Below are 19,190 nucleotides of genomic sequence, written 5' to 3'. Positions count from 1 at the left end.
ATATGGCGGATTATATTTTGGAAATGAAAGGCATTATTAAAGAATTTTCCAGTGTGCGTGCGTTGAATAATGTTAATCTGCGAATAAAACGGGGAGAAATTCATGCACTTTGTGGTGAAAATGGTGCAGGAAAATCAACGTTGATGAATGTACTCAGCGGTTTATATGCCTACGGAAGCTATGAAGGCGATATTATTTATGACGGAGAAGCCTGTAAATTCAAGGATCTGCGTGACAGTGAGAATAAGGGGATTGTTATTATTCATCAGGAACTGGCATTAAGTCCTTACTTATCCATTAAAGAGAACATATTCTTAGGAAATGAGCAAGCAAAGCATGGCGTTATTGACTGGGACCTTACAGAGAAAAAGACAGATAATTTGTTGAAAACAGTTGGCTTGCGCATTAATCCCAACACTCTGATTTCCCAAATCGGTGTCGGACAGCAGCAGCTGGTTGAAATAGCAAAAGCCTTTTCCAAATCAGTACGACTGTTGATTCTGGATGAGCCGACTGCTGCATTGAATGAAGAAGAAAGTGCTAATCTGCTGGAATTGATTAAGGAATTCAAAGTACAGGGGATTACGTCAATTATCATTTCTCATAAGCTGAATGAGATTGTGGATGTAGCGGATCGTATTACTATTTTACGTGATGGTCAGACAATTGAGACACTGGAAAATGATGACATTAATGAAGAACGAATTATTCGTGGAATGGTTGGTCGTGATCTGACAAACCGTTACCCGGAACGTCATCCGCAGATTGGCGATACATACTTTGAAGTCAAAGACTGGACGGTTCATCATCCGATTGACGGGACTCGAACGATCAATAACCAAGTGAACATTGAAATTCGTAAGGGCGAGATTGTTGGAATTGCCGGTTTGATGGGTGCAGGACGCACAGAATTTGCCATGAGTTTGTTTGGACATTCTTATGGAAGTAATATCAGCGGAAGTGTTTATAAAGACGGCAAAGAGATATCTGTTAAGGACGTACCGGCAGCCATTCAAAATGGACTGGCCTATGTATCGGAGGACAGGAAAGCACTCGGCTTGAATCTGTTGATGGATATCAGAGAAAATACAACAGCAGCCAGTCTTGGGAAAATCAGCCGAAACGGTGTTATTGATAAAGAAAAAGAAGTTGTTGCTGCAGAGAGCTATAGGAAGAAAATGAGGATTAAAACAAATTCTGTTTTCCAAAATGTCGGCAGTTTGAGTGGTGGAAATCAGCAGAAAGTCGTTTTATCGAAATGGCTGATGACAGAGCCGGATATTCTCTTTTTAGATGAACCAACTCGCGGAATTGATGTGGGAGCCAAATACGAAATTTATACAATTATTGAGGAGATGGCTGCGACCGGAAAAAGTATTTGTATTATATCTTCTGAACTCCCTGAGATTCTTGGAATGTGTGATCGCATTTATACGATGAATGAAGGTCGAATTACAGGTGAAGTACTGAAGAAAGAGGCAAATCAGGAAGTCCTGATGAATCTGATGACGATGGAAGAAAAGGGTGTGAGTTAGCATGGAAAATACGACAAATAAAGTAGATAAAGAGAAAAATAGTTTAAATATTAAAGATAGAGCAATGGATATTTTCAGCCGCTACAGTATGGTGATTATACTTGCAGCTTTGCTGATTGCTTTTCAGATTATGACAGACGGCATTTTCTGGCGTCCGCTGAATATCACGAATCTGGTTTTGCAAAACAGTCATATTTTAGTACTTGCCGCAGGCATGCTGCTGGTTGTTCTATTAGGGCATGTTGATCTGTCTGTTGGCTCTGTGATGGCGTTTGTCGGTGCAATTGCAGGAATGCTGATGGTGAACAATGGAATGAGTCCAGTACTCGCTGTCCCTATTTGTATAGTGATTGGTGCAATGATTGGTGCCTGGCAGGGCTTCTGGGTTGCTTATGTGGGCATACCTGCTTTTATTGTCACGCTTGCCGGCTTACTGATGTTCCGTGGACTGACACAGGTCGTTCTGGGGGGGCAATCTTTGGCACCATTTCCAGTTGCATTCCAGAAAATTTCAACAGGCTATCTGCCGGATATTGCAGGAGGAGAACATATCCATTTCCTTTCAATGCTTCTTGGAATTATTATTGCAGCTGCTTTAATTTTGGGACAATGGCGTTCACGTGAACGACGCAAGAAAAATCTGTTTGAAGTGGATTCGATGAATGCTTTTCTTGTAAAAGCTGTTTTCACAGGGCTGATTGTTGTGGGTATAACCTATATCTTTGCTGCCTATCAAGGATATCCCATCATTTTGATTATCCTTGGTGTGATTGTAGCGGTATATGGATTTTTGACAAATAAAACTGTGGCCGGTCGTCAAATTTATGCAACCGGCGGAAATAAAAAAGCTGCTGAGCTATCAGGGATTAAAACGAAAAAAATTACGTTTTTGGTTTTTGTTAATATGGGTGTTATGGCCGCTTTAGCCGGATTAATCTTGGCTGCTCGCTTGAATGCAGCGACACCTCAGGCAGGAACTTCTATGGAATTGGATGCGATGGCTGCCGTTTACTTCGGTGGTGCATCTACTTCGGGCGGTATTGGTACGATTATGGGTGCCATTGTCGGTGGTCTTGTAATGGGGGTTCTGAACAACGGGATGTCCATTCTGGGAATTGGTGTTGACTGGCAGCAGGCAATTAAGGGCTTGATTCTTCTGTTGGCAGTTGTTTTGGATATTTACAATAAGAAAAAAAAGATTTCTTAAGAGGAGGGAGGAGCTATGACTACTGCCAATGATTCACAAAAGACCATTCTGCTGATCTGTACTGCAGGAATTACAACAGGACTGCTGGTGAAAAATGTCCAGCAGGCTGCCGATGAACAGAAGATCAATGTTCACGTGTATTCAGCTCCTGCGATTATTGCGGAACAAATTATTCAAACACAGGAGGTTGATGCTCTGCTGATTGGTCCACAGTCTAAATATGAGGTTAATCGTTTAAAAGATTTTCTTAATTATAAAGCTGTTCCTTACAAGCTGATCTCAGCTGAGGATTACGAGACGCTTGATGGAGAAGCAGTTTTGAAAGAAAGCCTGGCTCTTTTGAATAAAGGAAAATAACTATTCAGCATTCGGATTATCTTTTGATTTTCTAGTCCCCTAAAAATAGAATAAATTATAAAGAGATGGCAGCCGAATGGACTGAAAATGAGTTTCTTGCAAAATAGGTGTAAAAATACTAGTTTGATAGTATTTCTGCACCTGTTTTTTTTTGTAGAGAAAAGGAGAATGCTTGGAAATACTAAAGAAATCCGGGTAAATATGATCCTTACTTGCACATTGCAGAGAAAGTTGATGCTTTTCAGAAAATGCTTTGCTGTAATCAAATAAATCAGCGAAAGTGAGAAAAAAAAGGATATGCAGTATATTTTTGTAATAAATTGATGTTAGCATAGAATTAGGAAGAATTAAAAGAGCTTTTATCAGATGAATGGACGGTGTTTAACAGAGATGAGGAGCCTATACAACGAATAAGGTAGACGTGATGCTCAGCGACTGTCCTTCGAGATATGTCAAGAGGCAGCTGGCATTATCAGAAATGAAGCTATCGTATTGGAACTTTTGGTTTGTGGAATGATTGAAGATTTTCATTTGCAGCTTAATTTTGCAAAGTGCAGAGCAATTTAAGTGATAAAAAAATGAAGCCTCGGCCGAGAATTGAACTCGGAATACGAGCTTACCATGCTCGCGTTATACCATTTAACTATCGAGGCAAAACAACAGATTTAATCAGATAACCTTCTGTCTTTTTGTGCATTTGAATCAGGACAACTGCTCACTCAGCACAAGATATAGAATACCTAATTTAAAAGGCTTTGTCAATAATCTGTTGATTTGAATTTACCCAAAATTTTTGAAGCTAATACAGAAAAACGTTGAACTAGAAGTATTTCGAAGCGTATTTCATTTGTTTAGAAAATAGCTTCTGTAGCTGCTGATATAATAGGGTTTTTAGTGGGAATAGGTGAATTCAAACCTGTTGAAAGTTCATTTGTATAAAAGAATTGGGCTGAGTCTCTTCACTTTTTAGTTTAAAATGTTCTTTTCTGAATAATCTATTTATGGATTTTTTTATCATAAGCGTTGATTGTTTGGGCTAGTGTTTTAGTAGATAGTCATTGAAATCTGGCAGCAATTATACTTGGCTGAATAATTTCACTGATTATTTTTTATGTGTTCTTCTGATAGAATACAAATCTTTTCAAGTTTGGTAATATCTTTTTAAGTAAAAAATACTTCCATCACAATCATATTATTTTGAGAGAGCGGTTCATTGGAATAACCACTTTATAAAGATCACTTTCTCCCATTTGAGATTCCTCTGACATATCAAAAAAGAATGATCTCATAATCACGGTCGCTTTGTTTGGAACATTCATTTGTAGGACAGTATCGCTAACTTCCGTATACTCTTTTCCGAGATCGCTGAATATACTAATATCATTACCTTCAAGAAAGGAAAGACATACAATGAAATGCATGCATTAGAAAGGTAAGTGGGAAGATAAAACTTGATGAGTATTGTTCGACAAGAGACAGGTAATCTTGCCGTAGAAATTTCTTGTTTTATATTTTTATGATGTTCCATGATTTTTCTGTCAATCAGTGGTAAAATGGAGACCGTAGAAAATAGAAAAATGGAGGAAGTTATGGGCCGGAAATATAAGGATGAAACGTTGCGGATTTTTAGTTTAAATGCCAATCAGCCTTTAGCAGAAAAGATAGCTGAGGTTGTTGGAACGGAATTAGGAAAAAGCACTGTCCGACAATTTAGTGACGGAGAAATACAGATCAACATTGAAGAAAGTATTCGGGGAGATCATGTCTACCTGATTCAGTCAACCAATGCACCTGTAAACGATCACTTAATGGAGCTGTTAATAATGATCGATGCATTGAAAAGAGCCAGTGCCAAAACGATCAATGTCATCCTGCCGTATTATGGATATGCACGTCAGGACCGGACAGCGAAACCAAGAGAACCGATTACGGCTAAATTGGTTGCAAATATGTTGGTGGAAGCCGGAGCGAGTCGTCTTTTAACACTGGATCTGCATACTGTACAGGTTCAGGGATTTTTTGATATTCCAGTTGATAATCTATTTACTATGCCGTTGTTTGCACAGCACTATCTAGATCAAAAATTGACCGGAGAGGATGTTGTGGTTGTTTCACCTAAAAACAGCGGTGTACAGCGTGCCCGTAGTCTGTCAGAGTATCTGGATGCTTCTCTGGCTATTGTTGATCAGGTGGAAACAGATGGTGGAAAACGCTCAGGTTACGTAATTGGAGAAGTAGAAGGAAAAACCTGTATTCTGGTAGATGACATTATAAACACTGGAGAAACATTGACGACAGCAGCAGAAATACTGGCTGAAAATGGTGCAGCAGAAATTTATGCCTGCGGTTCTCATGGGTTATTATCTGAAGGAGCCAAGAAGCTGATTGATGATTCACCCATTCAGCAGCTTTGTGTGACTGATTCTGTCGCCATTACTGAAGAACGAAAACCGGAAGAGCTGATGGTTGTTTCCTGTGCGGAGCTTATGGGCGAAGCCTTGAAACGTATCCATGAGAATACACCAATGAGTCCGCTGTTCCGTTTGAATAAATAAAGAAATAGACAAGACCTGAGGAAGAGAGTGAGGCAAGTCGATTTGTCAGCGGCTGCCTTACTCTTTTTATCTTCAATGAGGTATAGGAGTTTTGAACAGCTATAGAATACAGGTGACTGCCTGATATGTTAATTGCTGTTTTAAAATGAAGGGAGATTGTATGAACGAACAGAAAAAGGGAATTACTTTAGGTATCAGTGCTTATGTTTTGTGGGGGATTATTCCTCTTTACTGGAAGCTTCTTTCAGAAGTGGAATCACTGGCGATTCTCTGCTATCGGATCTTTTGGTCATTTCTATTTATGGGACTATATATTCTGGTAACCAGACGCGGCAAGATATTTTTAAATGAAACGAAAGTTATTTTGAACGATCGAAAGAAAACACTGGGTATCATTACTGCAGCGATCCTGATTTCTATTAACTGGTTTACCTTTATTTATTCAGTTGGTCAGGGAAGAGTGACTGAAGCCAGCCTGGGTTATTATATGAATCCATTAGTGAATGTTCTGTTGGGAACGGTGATTTTAAAAGAAAAACTTAACCGTGCCGGAATTACTGCCTGTCTGCTTGCATTAACCGGTGTCATTCTCTTAACGGTTCAAACAGGAGTAATTCCCTATGCTTCACTGATTATGGCTTTTTCTTTTAGTTTTTACGGACTGATAAAGAAGCAGATCAATGTCAGTTCTTATAGTGGATTGGCCTTGGAAACCTTGGTAATTCTGCCGATTGCGCTGATTTATCTGCTGTTCTTTTCTGAACAGGGATTCATGAATTATGGAGTAAGTACAACTATTCTGCTGATGGGAGCTGGTATTGTCACGGCTATTCCTCTACTGTTGTTTGCGGAAGCGGCAAAGAGAATATCTTATATTATTATTGGCTTTATTCAGTATATCAACCCGACAATTATGCTGCTATTTGCGGTTTTCCTGTTTCGTGAGCCTTACACAATGGCTCAGCTTGCAGCGTTCAGCTTTATCTGGCTGGGCATTATGGTTTTTGCCTACAGTACGATGCTGCTATACAAAAAAGAGCATTCATTAATGGAAAAGTAAGGATAGTTGGAGTAACACACTTCTCTATGCTAGAATAATTCAAAATGAAATCGTTGAGAAAGGACGTAATCCGATGAAGTACATTTATTTAGATCATGCAGGAACAACTCCCATGCATCCGGATGTAATTGAAGAAATGACAGCTGTTATGCGGGATATTTTTGGAAATCCATCCAGTATCCATGGTGTTGGACGAGAGGCTCATCGGAAGCTGGAAGCTGTCCGTCAGGTTATTGCCGGAAGTATCAATGCCGCACCTCACGAAATTATTTTTACCAGCGGCGGAACTGAGGGCGACAATACGGCAATCGTCGAAACAGCGATAAAAAGGAAAGATAAAGGCAGCCACATTATCACAACAGCTGTTGAACATTTGGCAGTTCTGCAGCCAATGAGGTATCTGGAAACTTTGGGCTTTGACGTTACTTATCTGCCGGTTGATAGGACAGGAAAGCTTACAATAGAAGCAGTTCAATCTTCATTAAGAGAAGAGACTATCCTTGTTTCTGTAATGGCAGGCAACAATGAAACTGGGCAGCTGATGCCGATTAAAGAAATTGGTGAGCTGTTGAAAGATCATCAGGCATTTTTTCATACAGACGCTGTTCAAGTCTATGGCTCTGAAAGTGTAGATGTTGAGAAGCTGGGGGTAGATCTTCTTAGTGTCTCTGCACATAAGATTAACGGACCAAAGGGTGTTGGTTTTTTGTATAAGCGTGATGGTGTCCCTTTTGAACCGCTGATTCGAGGCGGTGAACAGGAAGAAAAACGGCGGGCAGGAACAGAGAACTTACCTGGGATTTCCGGAATGGGCAAAGCAGTGGAGTTGCTGACTCCAGAAGTGAAAGAAGAAATAAAGAATAGAAACAGCCGCTTTCAGAAAGTGATCCTTCAGAAGCTGGAAGAAAACAGTATTGACTACCAAGTAAACGGCTCGCTGGACGGAAAGCTGTCCCATATTTTGAATATTTGGATCAAGGGGATTCCGAATGATTTGCTGCTGATGCACTTGGATCTTAACGGGACAGCTGTTTCTACAGGATCTGCCTGTACAGCGGGAACGGTTGAGCCTTCGCATGTCCTTGCAGCAATGTATGGCGAGGAAAGTCCGGCAGTAAAAGAATCAATCCGTATCAGTTTCGGATATGGAAATTCGGAAAATGAGATTGAAATATTTATCAATAGTCTGATTCAAAGTATTGAACGCTTGAAATCCTGAGGGAGATTTTCTGAATAGGGCTGGAAAAAGAAATAATTAACTACTATAATAAAAGGTGAAATGAAATAGAGGGGTGAAAAAAATGGCTTTTCAAGAAAAGGCAGCAGTTGAAGGATCAGATGTTTTTTACAAAGTGAATCCCGCTGCAAAAAGATATACACTAAGAGATAATGGATTTACAGAGACTAATTCAGGCAATTTCCAGTTAATTCGTTCATTGGATGCAACGCCTCAGAGTAAGGAAGGCTTTAAGCTGAAAATCACTATTTCCAATGATCTGAAGACATTGAAAATGTCAGTAACCACAGCAAACGGCTTGAAATCAATGAATATTTTTAAAAACGAACAGCATGACATGAGTCAGGAAAAATTTTACTTTCTGATGGACGGCATGATCAGCCGGGGAGTGCTGGAAAAAGTCTGATTATCGAAAAGTTATGGTAAGTAAATGAAAAGATGAAACAAGCAGATAATGCTGGTTTTATCTTTTTTTTGTTTTCGGTAAAGTATCCAGTTTGCTAAAAGAAAGAGGGGATTAAGAAGGAAAGATTTGATAAATATGGTACCTGAATCAGTTAGAACATTTGCATCCTTTTTTGAATTACCGATATAATGACCAGTAAGTAATAGTAAAAGGACCTGCTGCTAAAAGGGAAGGAGCATTTTATACAGATAAGGGCTGCAGCAGCTGGAAAAGTGTTCAGGAATGAATAGGGAGACTGAATAGGATCTGATAGAGGTTGTTTATGCGTGGAACAGTCAAATAAAGAAAAGGCGGTGTTTTAAATTATGGCAAAAATTGCGGATGAACATTTGAAAGTAGATCCCTGGAAAATTATTGAAGAGGGATTTGACCCTAAGCATGCAAAAGTCGATGAGTCAATTTTTTCACAGGCCAATGAATATATGGGTGTACGCGGATACTTTGAAGAAGGGACAACCGGTGAAACACTATTAGGCAGCTATTTTAACGGGATTTATGAATACAGCCGCACAGAAAGAGATACAAATTATAGAGGCGTTGTCAAAAGACCTCATTTTATGATTAATTCGGTTGACTGGCTGTATGTCAGAATTGAACTGGAGAATGAACAGCTGGATTTAAACCAGATATTTTTTGAAGATTTTACTCGTGTTTTAGATTTGAAAAAAGGGACAATGACCCGCACCTTTACTTGGCGTACACAATTTGGTAAAGAGCTGAGATTAACATTTGAACGTTTTTTGCATATGGAAATATCTACAAACGGTTATCAGAAAATAACGCTGGAGCCGCTTAATTTTTCCGGCGAAATCAATGTGCTGATGGGGATTGATTTCGATACCAGAGATGGACACGATCCCCTTTCCTTTTGGAAAGAACAAAAGAAGGGAGATATGGGAGCTGATTTAGGCATACTTTGTGAGACTACCTCTACCAGACAAGAAGTTTTTGCCGGCTGCCATATTCAGGTGAATCAGGAGTACCAGAAGAAATTGGTTGAAAAAGAACGATTCATTGGTTTTCAGATGACACTTTCTCTGACTGAAAAAAAAGCAGCAGAGATCGAAAGAATTGCATCAAATATCAGCCGTAAAAATGGAGATAATCCTGACAGGCTTTGGCAGGATGGAATTGAAACGCTGACTGAAGCGACTCAGCTGACTTATGATCAGGCAAAGAGAGATCAGGAAGAATACTGGAAGACTGTCTGGGATCATTATGATATTCAGATTGAAGGCGATGAAAGGAATCAGCAGGGAATCCGTTATTGCATTTTCCAGCTGCAGCAGACCTATCATGGACAGGATCATACACATAATATCGGAGCCAAGGGGTTGACCGGCGAGGTTTACAATGGGTATACCTTTTGGGATACGGAAATATTCTGTCTGCCTTACTATCTGTTTAATAATGTGAAAGCAGCAAAAAATCTTTTGGAATTTCGTTATGAAACATTGAACGAGGCCAGAATTAGAGCAACTCAGTTGGATTGTCATGGTGCGTGTTATCCGGTTTCGACAATTAACGGAAAAGAAGCCTGTGTATTTTGGGAATATGCCAATGGTCAGTTTCAAGCCAGCACCGGTGTAGCTTACGGTGTTTGGCATTATGTCAATTTGACAGGTGATAAGGAGTTTCTTTATGAAAAGGGAATTGAGATGCTGGTGGAAATTTCCCGTTTTTTGGCTTCCCGAGGCGATTGGGGGCAGCAATCTCACCAGTTTGGCTTTTATGGCGTGATGGGACCGGATGAATTTCAGATGATGGTAAATCACGATGCTTACACCAATTACATGGCTCAACAAACATTTGCCTATACTTTGATGGTTTTAAGTGAACTTTCAGAAAAGAAACCGGCAATTTTGGCGCAGTTAAAAGAACGAACTGGTGTAACAGAAACAGAACGCGAGTATTGGTGGAAATGTGCCAAGAATACTTGGCTCCACAAAAGTCAGGAAGGAATTATTGAGCAAAATAAAGGATTCTTTGATCTGCCGCATATTGATGCTGACTTGATTCCGCCAACCCAGTTTCCACTTTATGAGCACTGGGCACATGATCGGCTTTACCGTAATGACATGATCAAGCAGCCGGATGTGCTGATGTTTCAATTTCTCCATAATCAATGGTTCACTGAGGAATCAAAACGGGTAAATTATGAATATTACGAACCTCGGACCATTCACGAATCTTCTTTATCACCTTCAGTGCACTCTATTTTAGCAGCAGAACTGGGAAAGTTTGATCAGGCATTGTCATTTTTCTCCTTTTCAACACGGATGGATTTGGATGATTACAATAGAAATACCAAAGATGGTCTGCATACGACGTCGCTTGCTGCTGCCTGGATGAATATTGTTTATGGCTTTGGCGGGTTGCGCAGTGACGGAATGGAATTAATTTTGAATCCTGTTCTTCCAAAACAATGGAACAGCTACACATTCCGAATTGAATACAGAAAGACGATTTTGGAAGTCAAGGTAACAAAGGAAGAGGTATTGCTTAATGTGCTGAAAGGGGATAAAATTCATTTCATTATTTACGGCAGTCCAATGACAGTCGATTCTGAAGAAGCGAAAGTAACGATTCCAGAAGACAAGCGAATTAGCTAACCGGAAGGTAGTAACGAAGCTGCAGGAAAAGAATTTCAGCAGTGAAAAAGAGCCTGGATTTTTCTGCTGTTCAGTTAAAAGAGTCCTGATTCAGAATACTTTGCAAGATTCAAGGAATTGAATATAGCTGTTGCGATCTGATTAAACGAGAAATGAGGCAGAGCAATGAAATGGATTGTTGGAGAGAAAAATTTGCAGCAGGAAAAAATAGTAGACTTCGGGAATAAATTTTTAGTTGGGAACGGCTATCTGGGTTATCGCGGTACAATGGAGGAATATGGGAAAAAAGAATTTACTGCATGTATTCTTTCAGGAATTTATGATCAGCAGGGAACTGCCTGGCGGGAGCCGATTAATGCGCCAAATGGCATGTATACAAAATTGTTGGCTGATGGCGAACCATACGATCTATTGAGTTGTGATGTGAAGGACCATAATCAACAACTTGATATGCGATTTGCTATACATTTAAGAGAATCCGTTTTATCTGGTAAAAACAATGAAGTTAAAGTTAAAAGTGAACGATTTGCCAGTGCAGCAGATTATCATTTGCTGACTATGAACTATTCTTTTTCATTTACTCATTCAGCAGAAGTACAGCTGATTACCGGAATTGATGGAGATGTATGGGATATCAACGGACCTCACTTTGCTGATTATGCTTATCATAAAGAGGGAGCAGCACTAGCTGTAGAGGTGATTACCGGAGAGCTTCATCATCACGTTGTCACAGCAGAAACTGCGGTAATGAACGTTGAAGGCAGACAGGAAATAATCGAAAAGGACAAAGGAATTTTTCGAAAAATCAGTTTTTCTGCTAAAGCTGGAAAAACCTATACAATCAGTAAAGCAGTAGTTGTCTATACGTCAGAAGATGTTGCAGATCCGTTGACATTGGCACTTGAAGAAAGTTGTTCGGCCATTGAGCGAGGATATGATACGCTGAAAAAAGAGCATGAGAAAATCTGGGCAGACTACTGGGAAGCGGCAGACGTTATTATTGAAGGAGATGAGGAGGCACAATTTGCTTTACGGTACAGTATCTATCAGCTGCTGAGTATTGCTCCCCGTCATACTCAGGCTGCTTCAATTCCTGCAAGAGGATTGTCAGGACAAACCTATAAAGGAGCCGTTTTTTGGGATACTGAGATGTTTATGCTGCCCTTTTTCCTTTATACTGATCCGGAAGTTGGGAAAAATCTAATGAATTACCGTATCAAAACATTAAATGGGGCTAGAAAAAAAGCTGCTGAATATGGATTCCGAGGGGCCTTTTATGCTTGGGAAAGCCAGGAAAACGGGCAGGATGCCTGTTCGGATTATAATGTGACAGATGTATTTACCAATCGGCCGATGAGAACGTATTTTAGAGACAAGCAGGTTCATATCAGCGCGGATGTGGCATATGGCATTTGGCAGGTTTATCTTCTAACCGGTGATCGCTCAATCTTGTTGGATGGAGGAGCAGAAGTGATTTTAGAATGTGCCCGTTTCTATTGCTCTTTCTCCTATTATAAAGAAGAGAAAGAACGTTTTGAATTGATTGATGTAATTGGACCGGATGAATATCATGAGCGCGTATATAACAATGCTTATACCAATAAAATGGCTGTTTACACGATTAAAATTGCTTTGGAAACATTGGAATTGCTGAAAGAAGAACCGAATTTTTATGAAGCGTTGATTGACAAGCTGAATTATCAGGAGGACCTTGAAGGAATCATAAGGTTGAAGCGAATGCTTTATGTACCTGAACCAGATAGAAAAACAGGCTTAATCGAACAGTTTGATGGTTATTTTAATTTGGAGGATACTACGGTCGAGGAAGTTCGCTCCCGATTGATTAATCCGAAAGAATACTGGGGCGGAGCTTATGGAGTCGCTTCGGATACACAAATTATTAAGCAGGCAGATGTTGTGCTGCTGCTGAATCTGTTCAAAGAAGAGTACTCACAGAAAGACAAAGAGGCAAACTGGACCTATTATGAACCCAGAACAGAGCATGGTTCTTCTCTAAGTGCTTGTATCTATGCGATGCAGGCCTGTGATATTGGTGATCCTGAGTGGGCTTATCCCTATTTTATGAAAACAGCTTCAGTAGACTTGACTGGAGAATCCAAGCAATTTGCCGGCACAATCTACATTGGCGGAACTCATCCGGCAGCTAATGGCGGAGCTTGGATGACAGCGGTACTGGGGTTTGGCGGCTTGAAAGTAAATGAAGCTGGTATTATTACAGTCGATCCGGTGCTGCCTGAAAAATGGCAGAAGCTGTCATTTAAAATTTTTGTGAAAGGTCAGCAGTATAAAGTTGAGATATCCAAACAAGGAAGCGAGATAATGAAAGTGGTTAAGAGCTGATAGTTTTTTGAAGATGCAATGGAATGGCGAACGATACGGCTTTAGTTAATAAGCAGAAGAGCCTTCGTTCGCTAAAAGCATATTAAAGAGACTGTGACAAACATTTTTTTTGAAAGACTTTTGTTAATTAAAGCAGTACGGGCTATTGTGTTATTCAACATCTTGCGAACATCTTTACATCTCCAAAAAACCTAGTATAATTAGAAACACTGGAAACAGCGACCTTCAAATCGTGGATATTTCAGAATCTATATGAAATGATGGTGATACAATGACAGACAACAGACAAATACGTGTGGTTGTCGGGATGAGCGGAGGAGTGGATTCATCTGTCACTGCTTTACTGCTCAAGGAACAAGGCTATGATGTTGTCGGAATTTTTATGAAGAATTGGGACGACACAGATGAAAACGGTGTATGTACAGCAACAGAGGATTACAAGGATGTTGCCAAGGTAGCCGATCAAATTGGGATTCCCTACTATTCTGTTAATTTTGAAAAAGAATACTGGGATCGGGTGTTTGAATATTTTTTAGCGGAATATCGTTTAGGCAGAACACCAAATCCAGATGTGATGTGCAATAAAGAAATTAAGTTTAAAGCTTTTCTCGACTATGCCATGCAGCTTGGTGCAGATTATGTGGCAACCGGACATTATGCGCAGGTAACAAAAGATGAGGATGGTACGGTTCATATGCTGAGAGGGATAGATAATAATAAGGATCAAACCTATTTCCTCAGTCAGCTTTCTCAGGAACAATTATCAAAAACAATGTTTCCTCTTGGTGGAATGGAAAAATCAGAAGTACGTGAAATTGCTGAGCGTGCGGGCTTGGCGACAGCCAAGAAAAAGGATTCAACAGGGGTCTGTTTTATCGGCGAAAAGAACTTTAAAGAGTTCCTAAGCAACTATCTTCCGGCTAAAAAAGGCAACATGGTGACAGAAGATGGCGAAATTAAAGGTCAGCATGCCGGATTGATGTATTATACGATTGGTCAGCGCCAAGGCTTGGGGATCGGCGGAGGCGGAACCTCCCAGGACCCTTGGTTTGTTATTGGCAAGGAATTGGAAACCAATACGCTGATTGTTGGACAGGGATTTCATCATCCAACACTTTATGCGACTCGTTTGGATGCCAGTGCTATTCATTTTACGACGAATGAAGAAAAGCCAAAGGAATTTCGTTGTACAGCAAAATTCCGTTATCGTCAGCAAGATGTACCTGTAACTGTACGTCTCCTGGAAAATGATCAGGCTGAGGTAATTTTTGATGAACCAGTTCGAGCCATTACGCCGGGACAAGCGGTGGTTTTCTATGATGGTATGGAATGTTTGGGCGGGGGTCTGATTGATCAGGCCTATAAAGAAGAAAAAATACTTCAATACGTTTAATCAGTTGCAGACTGGAAAATGTTAAAAAATAAAAGAAAATTAAATTAGAATAGGAGAGGCTGAAGAGTATCAATTTCTTTGCTTCTTCTGTTTTAAAATGGAAAGAATTTTGAAAAATGCGGAGAAAAGAATCTCAAACACTTGCATCTTCGTTTGGAAGTGATTACAATAGCAGTTGTATGAATTGGAGAGGTGAGTGGATTGTACCAAGTGATCGTGATGTACGGTGATAATGAACCATGGTGGTTTTTTGAAGAATGGCAGGACGACATTGTTGAAAAATATGAATTCGATAGTTTAGATGAAGCAGTTACATACTACTTGGAAAAGTGGAAAGAAATTTCTTCAAAATATACATATACGAACATTAAACCCAACTATCTGGCTGCTTTCTGGAATGATGGCGATGAACGATGGTGTGAAGAATGCGATGAAGATTTGCAGCAGTATATTGGCTTGGCTTTATTAAAAGATTATCAGGCTGTTTCGCATGAAAGCAGCAGTGATTTTTCAGAAGTGACAAATAAATGCGGCAAGGCAAAATGCTGCAAACGAAATCTGGTAAGCAAATCGTCGGCAATACAGATAATTCAATGAAAACCACAAAAGGGATGGTGCACTGTCAATTGGACAACGGCCCATCTTTTTTCTTTTAAATAGACAGGAGAGTGGGACAGAAATAAAGTTCTGGACTCTCTTCGTGTCTACCCCCGAATAAACGGCGGTACAAACACTTATAAAAAGATTCATTTATTATTTCCAGTTTTGTTATAATTAAAGTGCTGCAGAAAAATTAAAGGAGAGTATTATGGCAAAAAAACAATTAATTATCGCTGAAAAACCCAGTGTAGCGAAAGATTTGAGTCGTGTTTTGAATGCTAAAAATAAAAACAAAAGCTACTATGAAGGTCCTGATGTGATTGTTACCTGGGCATTGGGACATTTACTGGGCTTGAAAATGCCCGAAGATTTAAATAAAGACTGGCAGAACTGGCAAATGGAAACTCTCCCTATGCTGCCAAAACAACTGGGAATTAAGCCCTTGCCAAAAACAGGTCATCAGCTGAAAGCCATTAAACAACTGGCAAGTCGTAAAGACGTTGGTGAAGCGGTGATTGCAACAGATGCTGGGAGAGAGGGTGAACTGGTTGCCCGCTGGATTCTGGAATACATTCGTTTTGATAAACCTGTAAAGCGCTTATGGATTTCTTCTCAGACAGACAAAGCAATTAAAGAAGGATTTAGAAAACTAAAACCGGCAAAAGAATATGATAATCTCTATTATTCTGCTTTGGCAAGAGCGAAAGCAGACTGGCTGGTGGGTCTGAATGTGACAAGAGCCTTGACTGTAAAATATCAGGATAACCTTTCGGCGGGACGTGTGCAGACACCTACTCTGGCACTGGTCAGGGATCAGGAAAAAAAGATTGAATCCTTTAGACCGCAAACTTATTTTACTGTAGATTTGCTTTATCAAAAAGAAAAAGGACGGCTGGTTCAGAAAAATCAGTTTGCATTCAAAGAAAGAAACGATGTGGAAAGCTTTGTCAAAGAGCTGAGCAAAACTAAAGGCAGAGTGACAGATATTCAGGATAAAATTAAGACAGAAGCAGCACCTCTTCCGTATGATTTAACTGAGATTCAGAGAGAGGCTAATCAACGCTATCAGTTTTCTGCTAAAAAGACCCTGTCACTGGTTCAAAGTCTCTATGAATTTCATAAAATTGTCACGTATCCAAGGACGGATAGTAAATATCTGACAACAGACATGAAGGATACGATGAAAGAGCGGCTTCGTGCGATCAGTTTAAGCTTTCCAAAAGCAAAAGAGTATCTGAAAACAGGCGGAAAAGTTGTTTTAAATAAAGTATTTAACAATGAAAAAGTCAGTGATCACCATGCACTGATTCCAACAGAGCAGCAGCCCAGATTTGAAAAGCTGAGCAATGACGAACAGAAAATTTATTTGATGATTGTCAATCGCTTTTTGGGAATTTTTGCCCAGCCCCATCGAGTGAATCAGCGAAAAATCATAGCTCAGTTTGGGAAGGAACAATTTATTTTTAGACAAAATAAGGTAGAGGAAGCAGGCTGGAAACAGGAAAAAGATGAAGCAGTTTCGACTGTTGCCTGGAAAAAGGACATGATTGTTCCTGCCGACTTTACAATTAATAAAGAACTGACTTCGCCGCCCAAGCCATTGAACGAAGGTAGTCTGCTGGGCTTTATGGAGAAGCATAGCTTAGGAACACCGGCAACTCGGGCAGAAATCATAGAAAAGCTGATTAAGTCAGAATTGATGGAACGAACACCACAGGGATTGAAGGTTTCACCTAAAGGAAAACAGCTTTTGCAGCTGGTAAATGCTTCACTAGTTACTCCGGAGCTAACGGAAAAATGGGAGAAAACGTTGGAGGGCATTGCCAAAGGAAAGAAAAACAGCAAGGTTTTCCTAAGTGAAATAGAAGCGGACACGAGCCGTCTGGTCAGTGAGATTAAACATAGCGAAAACAGCTATCAGGATTTTTCAATGACACAGAAAAAATGTCCGGATTGTGGTTCAAATCTCAAAGAGAAGAATACTCGAGACGGAAAGCTCTATGTCTGTTCGAACCAGGAATGCAGCTATAAACGCAGAAAAGAACCGAAAACCTCTAATCATCGCTGTCCGCAGTGTCATCGTAAAATGGTGATTATTGAAGGGAAAAATGGTGCCTATTTTAAATGCAACCAGTGTTCGATCAGTGAAAAAATTCCTGATAAAAAACAGCATAGTAAAAAAATGACTAAACATGAAGAGAAGCGTTTAATGAAGCAGTACTCAAAGAAAAAAGAGCCGGAAGAGAGTGCGTTGGCTCAGGCGCTGAAAGCTGCATTGGGTGAAGATAAGTAAAAAGAATATAACAGAATCGGAAATGGACTCAGCATGCGTATTGATGAGTCCATTTCCGATTTTCATGTTTGAGAGTTGAAAAAAGCAGAGAGCAATCAGACTAGGGTATGTCTGAAAAGTTAGTGGAATTCGAATTTTTCAGTGATTTTTGTTGAAATCAAGGAAGAAAACACAGCTTATGTGGTTCATAAGCGAGTATTTATGACGAGGAGTTCGATAAAAATTATCAAAATATTCGCCGCTTGAATTTTCAGACATGTCCTAAATAATGTGTAATGAAATTGACTGTTAAGCTGTATTTAAAGAACAAAAAAGGGTTGTATCGGTTTTTGTTTTTCTGAGGGCTCCTGCAAGAACGTGCTCCTACGCTTCTTCGAATGCTCGTCGCATGTCTGAGGGTCATGTAAGAACGTGTTCCTACGTTTCTTCGAATGTTTGTCGTATGTCTGAGTGGTCCTGCAAGACACACCAATGCTTTTTCAAGTAGATGCATCTGTATCGAGAGCCGAACAATGTGAGACTTGTAGATATAAGGATATTCTACTAGTATGTGAACTTTTAGTAGAATTGTCAGTCTCAAGCTTGAATAGGTTAATAAGCTGACTTCTTTGAAGGAATAGGCAGATTTTAAGAGATAATGCAAAAATTTCTTTTTTTTTAAGGTAAATATCAGAATTATTGATTTTAAAATCAATGCTATGATTTAAGTGTAGAGAAAGAGGTGAGTGGATGACTGCAGAAATTAGACTTGATGAGAAGTTTGTTTTAATGAATGTTTCAGCAAAAGACAAAAAAGAGGCTGTAAAAATTTTAGCAAATCTATTGGAGGATAATGGTGTTTTATCGGATAAAAAGCAGTTTATTATGGATATCTATATTAGAGAAAAAGAAGGAGCGACAGGCATTGGGGATGGGGTAGCAATTCCCCATGGCGTTTCAAGCGGGGTAGAAAAGGATGCGATAGCTGTTGGTATTCTCAAAGAAACTATCTATTGGGAAAGTGTCGATAATGAAAAAATTAAGGTTATTGTCCTATTTGCTGTCTCTACTAAGGAATATGGAAGCAGCAAACGTCATTTAAAAATGATGGCGAATGTTGCAAAGGTACTGGCACATGATGAGCTGAAGGAGCAATTGAAGAAGGCCGTAAATGCAAAGGAAGTCGTTGAAATCTTTTCGCAAAGAGAGGAGAATTTAGTATGAGAATTGTGGGGATTACTGCCTGTACTGCAGGCATTGCGCACACTTATCTAGTCAAAGAAAAGCTGATTAATGCAGCTGCAGAATTAGGACATGAAATAAAAATTGAAACTCAGGGAAGTATTGGAAATGAAGATATTTTAACAAGCAACGATATCGAAGAAGCAGATGTAGTGATTATTTCTGCAGATATTGAAGTATCTGGAAGAGAAAGATTTGATGGGAAAAAAATTTTAGAAGTTCCAATGAAAATTGCGATGAAATCTCCTAAAAATCTCTTGTCAAAGATAGAAGAAAAGTTGAAATCAGAGTGA

14 protein-coding genes and 1 tRNA gene are annotated in these 19,190 nt (G+C 39.6%); 14 read left to right on the top strand and 1 reads right to left on the bottom strand.

Annotation, left to right across the window (positions count from 1 at the left end):
- Positions 1-2 precede the first annotated feature (2 nt).
- From mmsA to LI951_RS07810, 3 genes are read left to right on the top strand one after another with little or no spacing between them, the layout of a single operon-like run.
- The gene (mmsA, locus tag LI951_RS07820) at positions 3-1,535 is read left to right on the top strand and encodes a multiple monosaccharide ABC transporter ATP-binding protein (RefSeq protein ID WP_202067581.1); all 1,533 of its coding nucleotides are present in this window, start codon (positions 3-5) and stop codon (positions 1,533-1,535) included.
- A gap of 1 nt (position 1,536) precedes the next feature.
- The gene (gene mmsB / locus LI951_RS07815; protein ID WP_202067538.1) at positions 1,537-2,742 is read left to right on the top strand and encodes a multiple monosaccharide ABC transporter permease; all 1,206 of its coding nucleotides are present in this window, start codon (positions 1,537-1,539) and stop codon (positions 2,740-2,742) included.
- Positions 2,743-2,757: 15 nt separating this feature from the next.
- Positions 2,758-3,099: a PTS sugar transporter subunit IIB gene (locus tag LI951_RS07810; RefSeq protein ID WP_202067537.1), complete on the top strand. Its 342-nt coding sequence runs from the start codon at positions 2,758-2,760 to the stop codon at positions 3,097-3,099.
- A gap of 582 nt (positions 3,100-3,681) precedes the next feature.
- Here LI951_RS07810 and LI951_RS07805 read toward each other — a convergent pair.
- Positions 3,682-3,752: transfer RNA gene (locus LI951_RS07805), tRNA-Thr, on the bottom strand.
- 936 nt (positions 3,753-4,688) lie between these two features.
- On the opposite strand from LI951_RS07805, the gene LI951_RS07800 reads away from it, so the two are divergent.
- From LI951_RS07800 to LI951_RS07750, 11 genes are all read left to right on the top strand, one after another.
- Positions 4,689-5,654 carry a ribose-phosphate diphosphokinase gene (locus LI951_RS07800; protein WP_202067536.1) on the top strand — a complete coding sequence of 322 codons (966 nt, stop codon included), beginning with the start codon at positions 4,689-4,691 and terminating at the stop codon, positions 5,652-5,654.
- Between the two features lie 160 nt (positions 5,655-5,814).
- Complete coding sequence (gene rarD, locus LI951_RS07795) at positions 5,815-6,714, top strand: EamA family transporter RarD (RefSeq protein WP_229441786.1); 900 nt, start codon at positions 5,815-5,817, stop codon at positions 6,712-6,714.
- Between the two features lie 73 nt (positions 6,715-6,787).
- The gene (locus LI951_RS07790) at positions 6,788-7,933 is read left to right on the top strand and encodes a cysteine desulfurase family protein (RefSeq protein ID WP_229441785.1); all 1,146 of its coding nucleotides are present in this window, start codon (positions 6,788-6,790) and stop codon (positions 7,931-7,933) included.
- Positions 7,934-8,015: 82 nt separating this feature from the next.
- The gene (locus tag LI951_RS07785; protein WP_202067532.1) at positions 8,016-8,357 is read left to right on the top strand and encodes a DUF1831 domain-containing protein; all 342 of its coding nucleotides are present in this window, start codon (positions 8,016-8,018) and stop codon (positions 8,355-8,357) included.
- 365 nt (positions 8,358-8,722) lie between these two features.
- Entirely contained in the window at positions 8,723-11,029 is a 2,307-nt protein-coding gene (locus tag LI951_RS07780) for a glycoside hydrolase family 65 protein (RefSeq protein ID WP_229441784.1), read from the top strand.
- Between the two features lie 165 nt (positions 11,030-11,194).
- Positions 11,195-13,390: a glycosyl hydrolase family 65 protein gene (locus tag LI951_RS07775; protein ID WP_229441783.1), complete on the top strand. Its 2,196-nt coding sequence runs from the start codon at positions 11,195-11,197 to the stop codon at positions 13,388-13,390.
- 271 nt (positions 13,391-13,661) lie between these two features.
- Positions 13,662-14,783 carry a tRNA 2-thiouridine(34) synthase MnmA gene (gene mnmA, locus LI951_RS07770; protein WP_229441782.1) on the top strand — a complete coding sequence of 374 codons (1,122 nt, stop codon included), beginning with the start codon at positions 13,662-13,664 and terminating at the stop codon, positions 14,781-14,783.
- A 201-nt stretch (positions 14,784-14,984) separates the two neighbouring features.
- Positions 14,985-15,380: a DUF1033 family protein gene (locus tag LI951_RS07765; protein WP_202067523.1), complete on the top strand. Its 396-nt coding sequence runs from the start codon at positions 14,985-14,987 to the stop codon at positions 15,378-15,380.
- A 211-nt stretch (positions 15,381-15,591) separates the two neighbouring features.
- The gene (locus LI951_RS07760; RefSeq protein ID WP_229441781.1) at positions 15,592-17,676 is read left to right on the top strand and encodes a DNA topoisomerase III; all 2,085 of its coding nucleotides are present in this window, start codon (positions 15,592-15,594) and stop codon (positions 17,674-17,676) included.
- A gap of 729 nt (positions 17,677-18,405) precedes the next feature.
- Positions 18,406-18,879, top strand: coding sequence for a PTS sugar transporter subunit IIA (locus LI951_RS07755; RefSeq protein ID WP_229441780.1), 474 nt, complete (start codon positions 18,406-18,408; stop codon positions 18,877-18,879).
- Positions 18,876-19,190, top strand: a complete 315-nt coding sequence (locus tag LI951_RS07750) for a PTS fructose transporter subunit IIB (RefSeq protein ID WP_202067520.1) — start codon at positions 18,876-18,878, stop codon at positions 19,188-19,190. The genes LI951_RS07755 and LI951_RS07750 overlap by 4 nt, the downstream gene beginning before the upstream one ends.

The organism is Enterococcus sp. BWT-B8 (assembly GCF_020567625.1).
In the GTDB taxonomy this organism is placed as follows: domain Bacteria; phylum Bacillota; class Bacilli; order Lactobacillales; family Enterococcaceae; genus Enterococcus_L.
The sequence above is the reverse complement of the archived record's forward strand: the minus strand, read 5'-3'. Positions and strand labels throughout refer to the sequence as shown.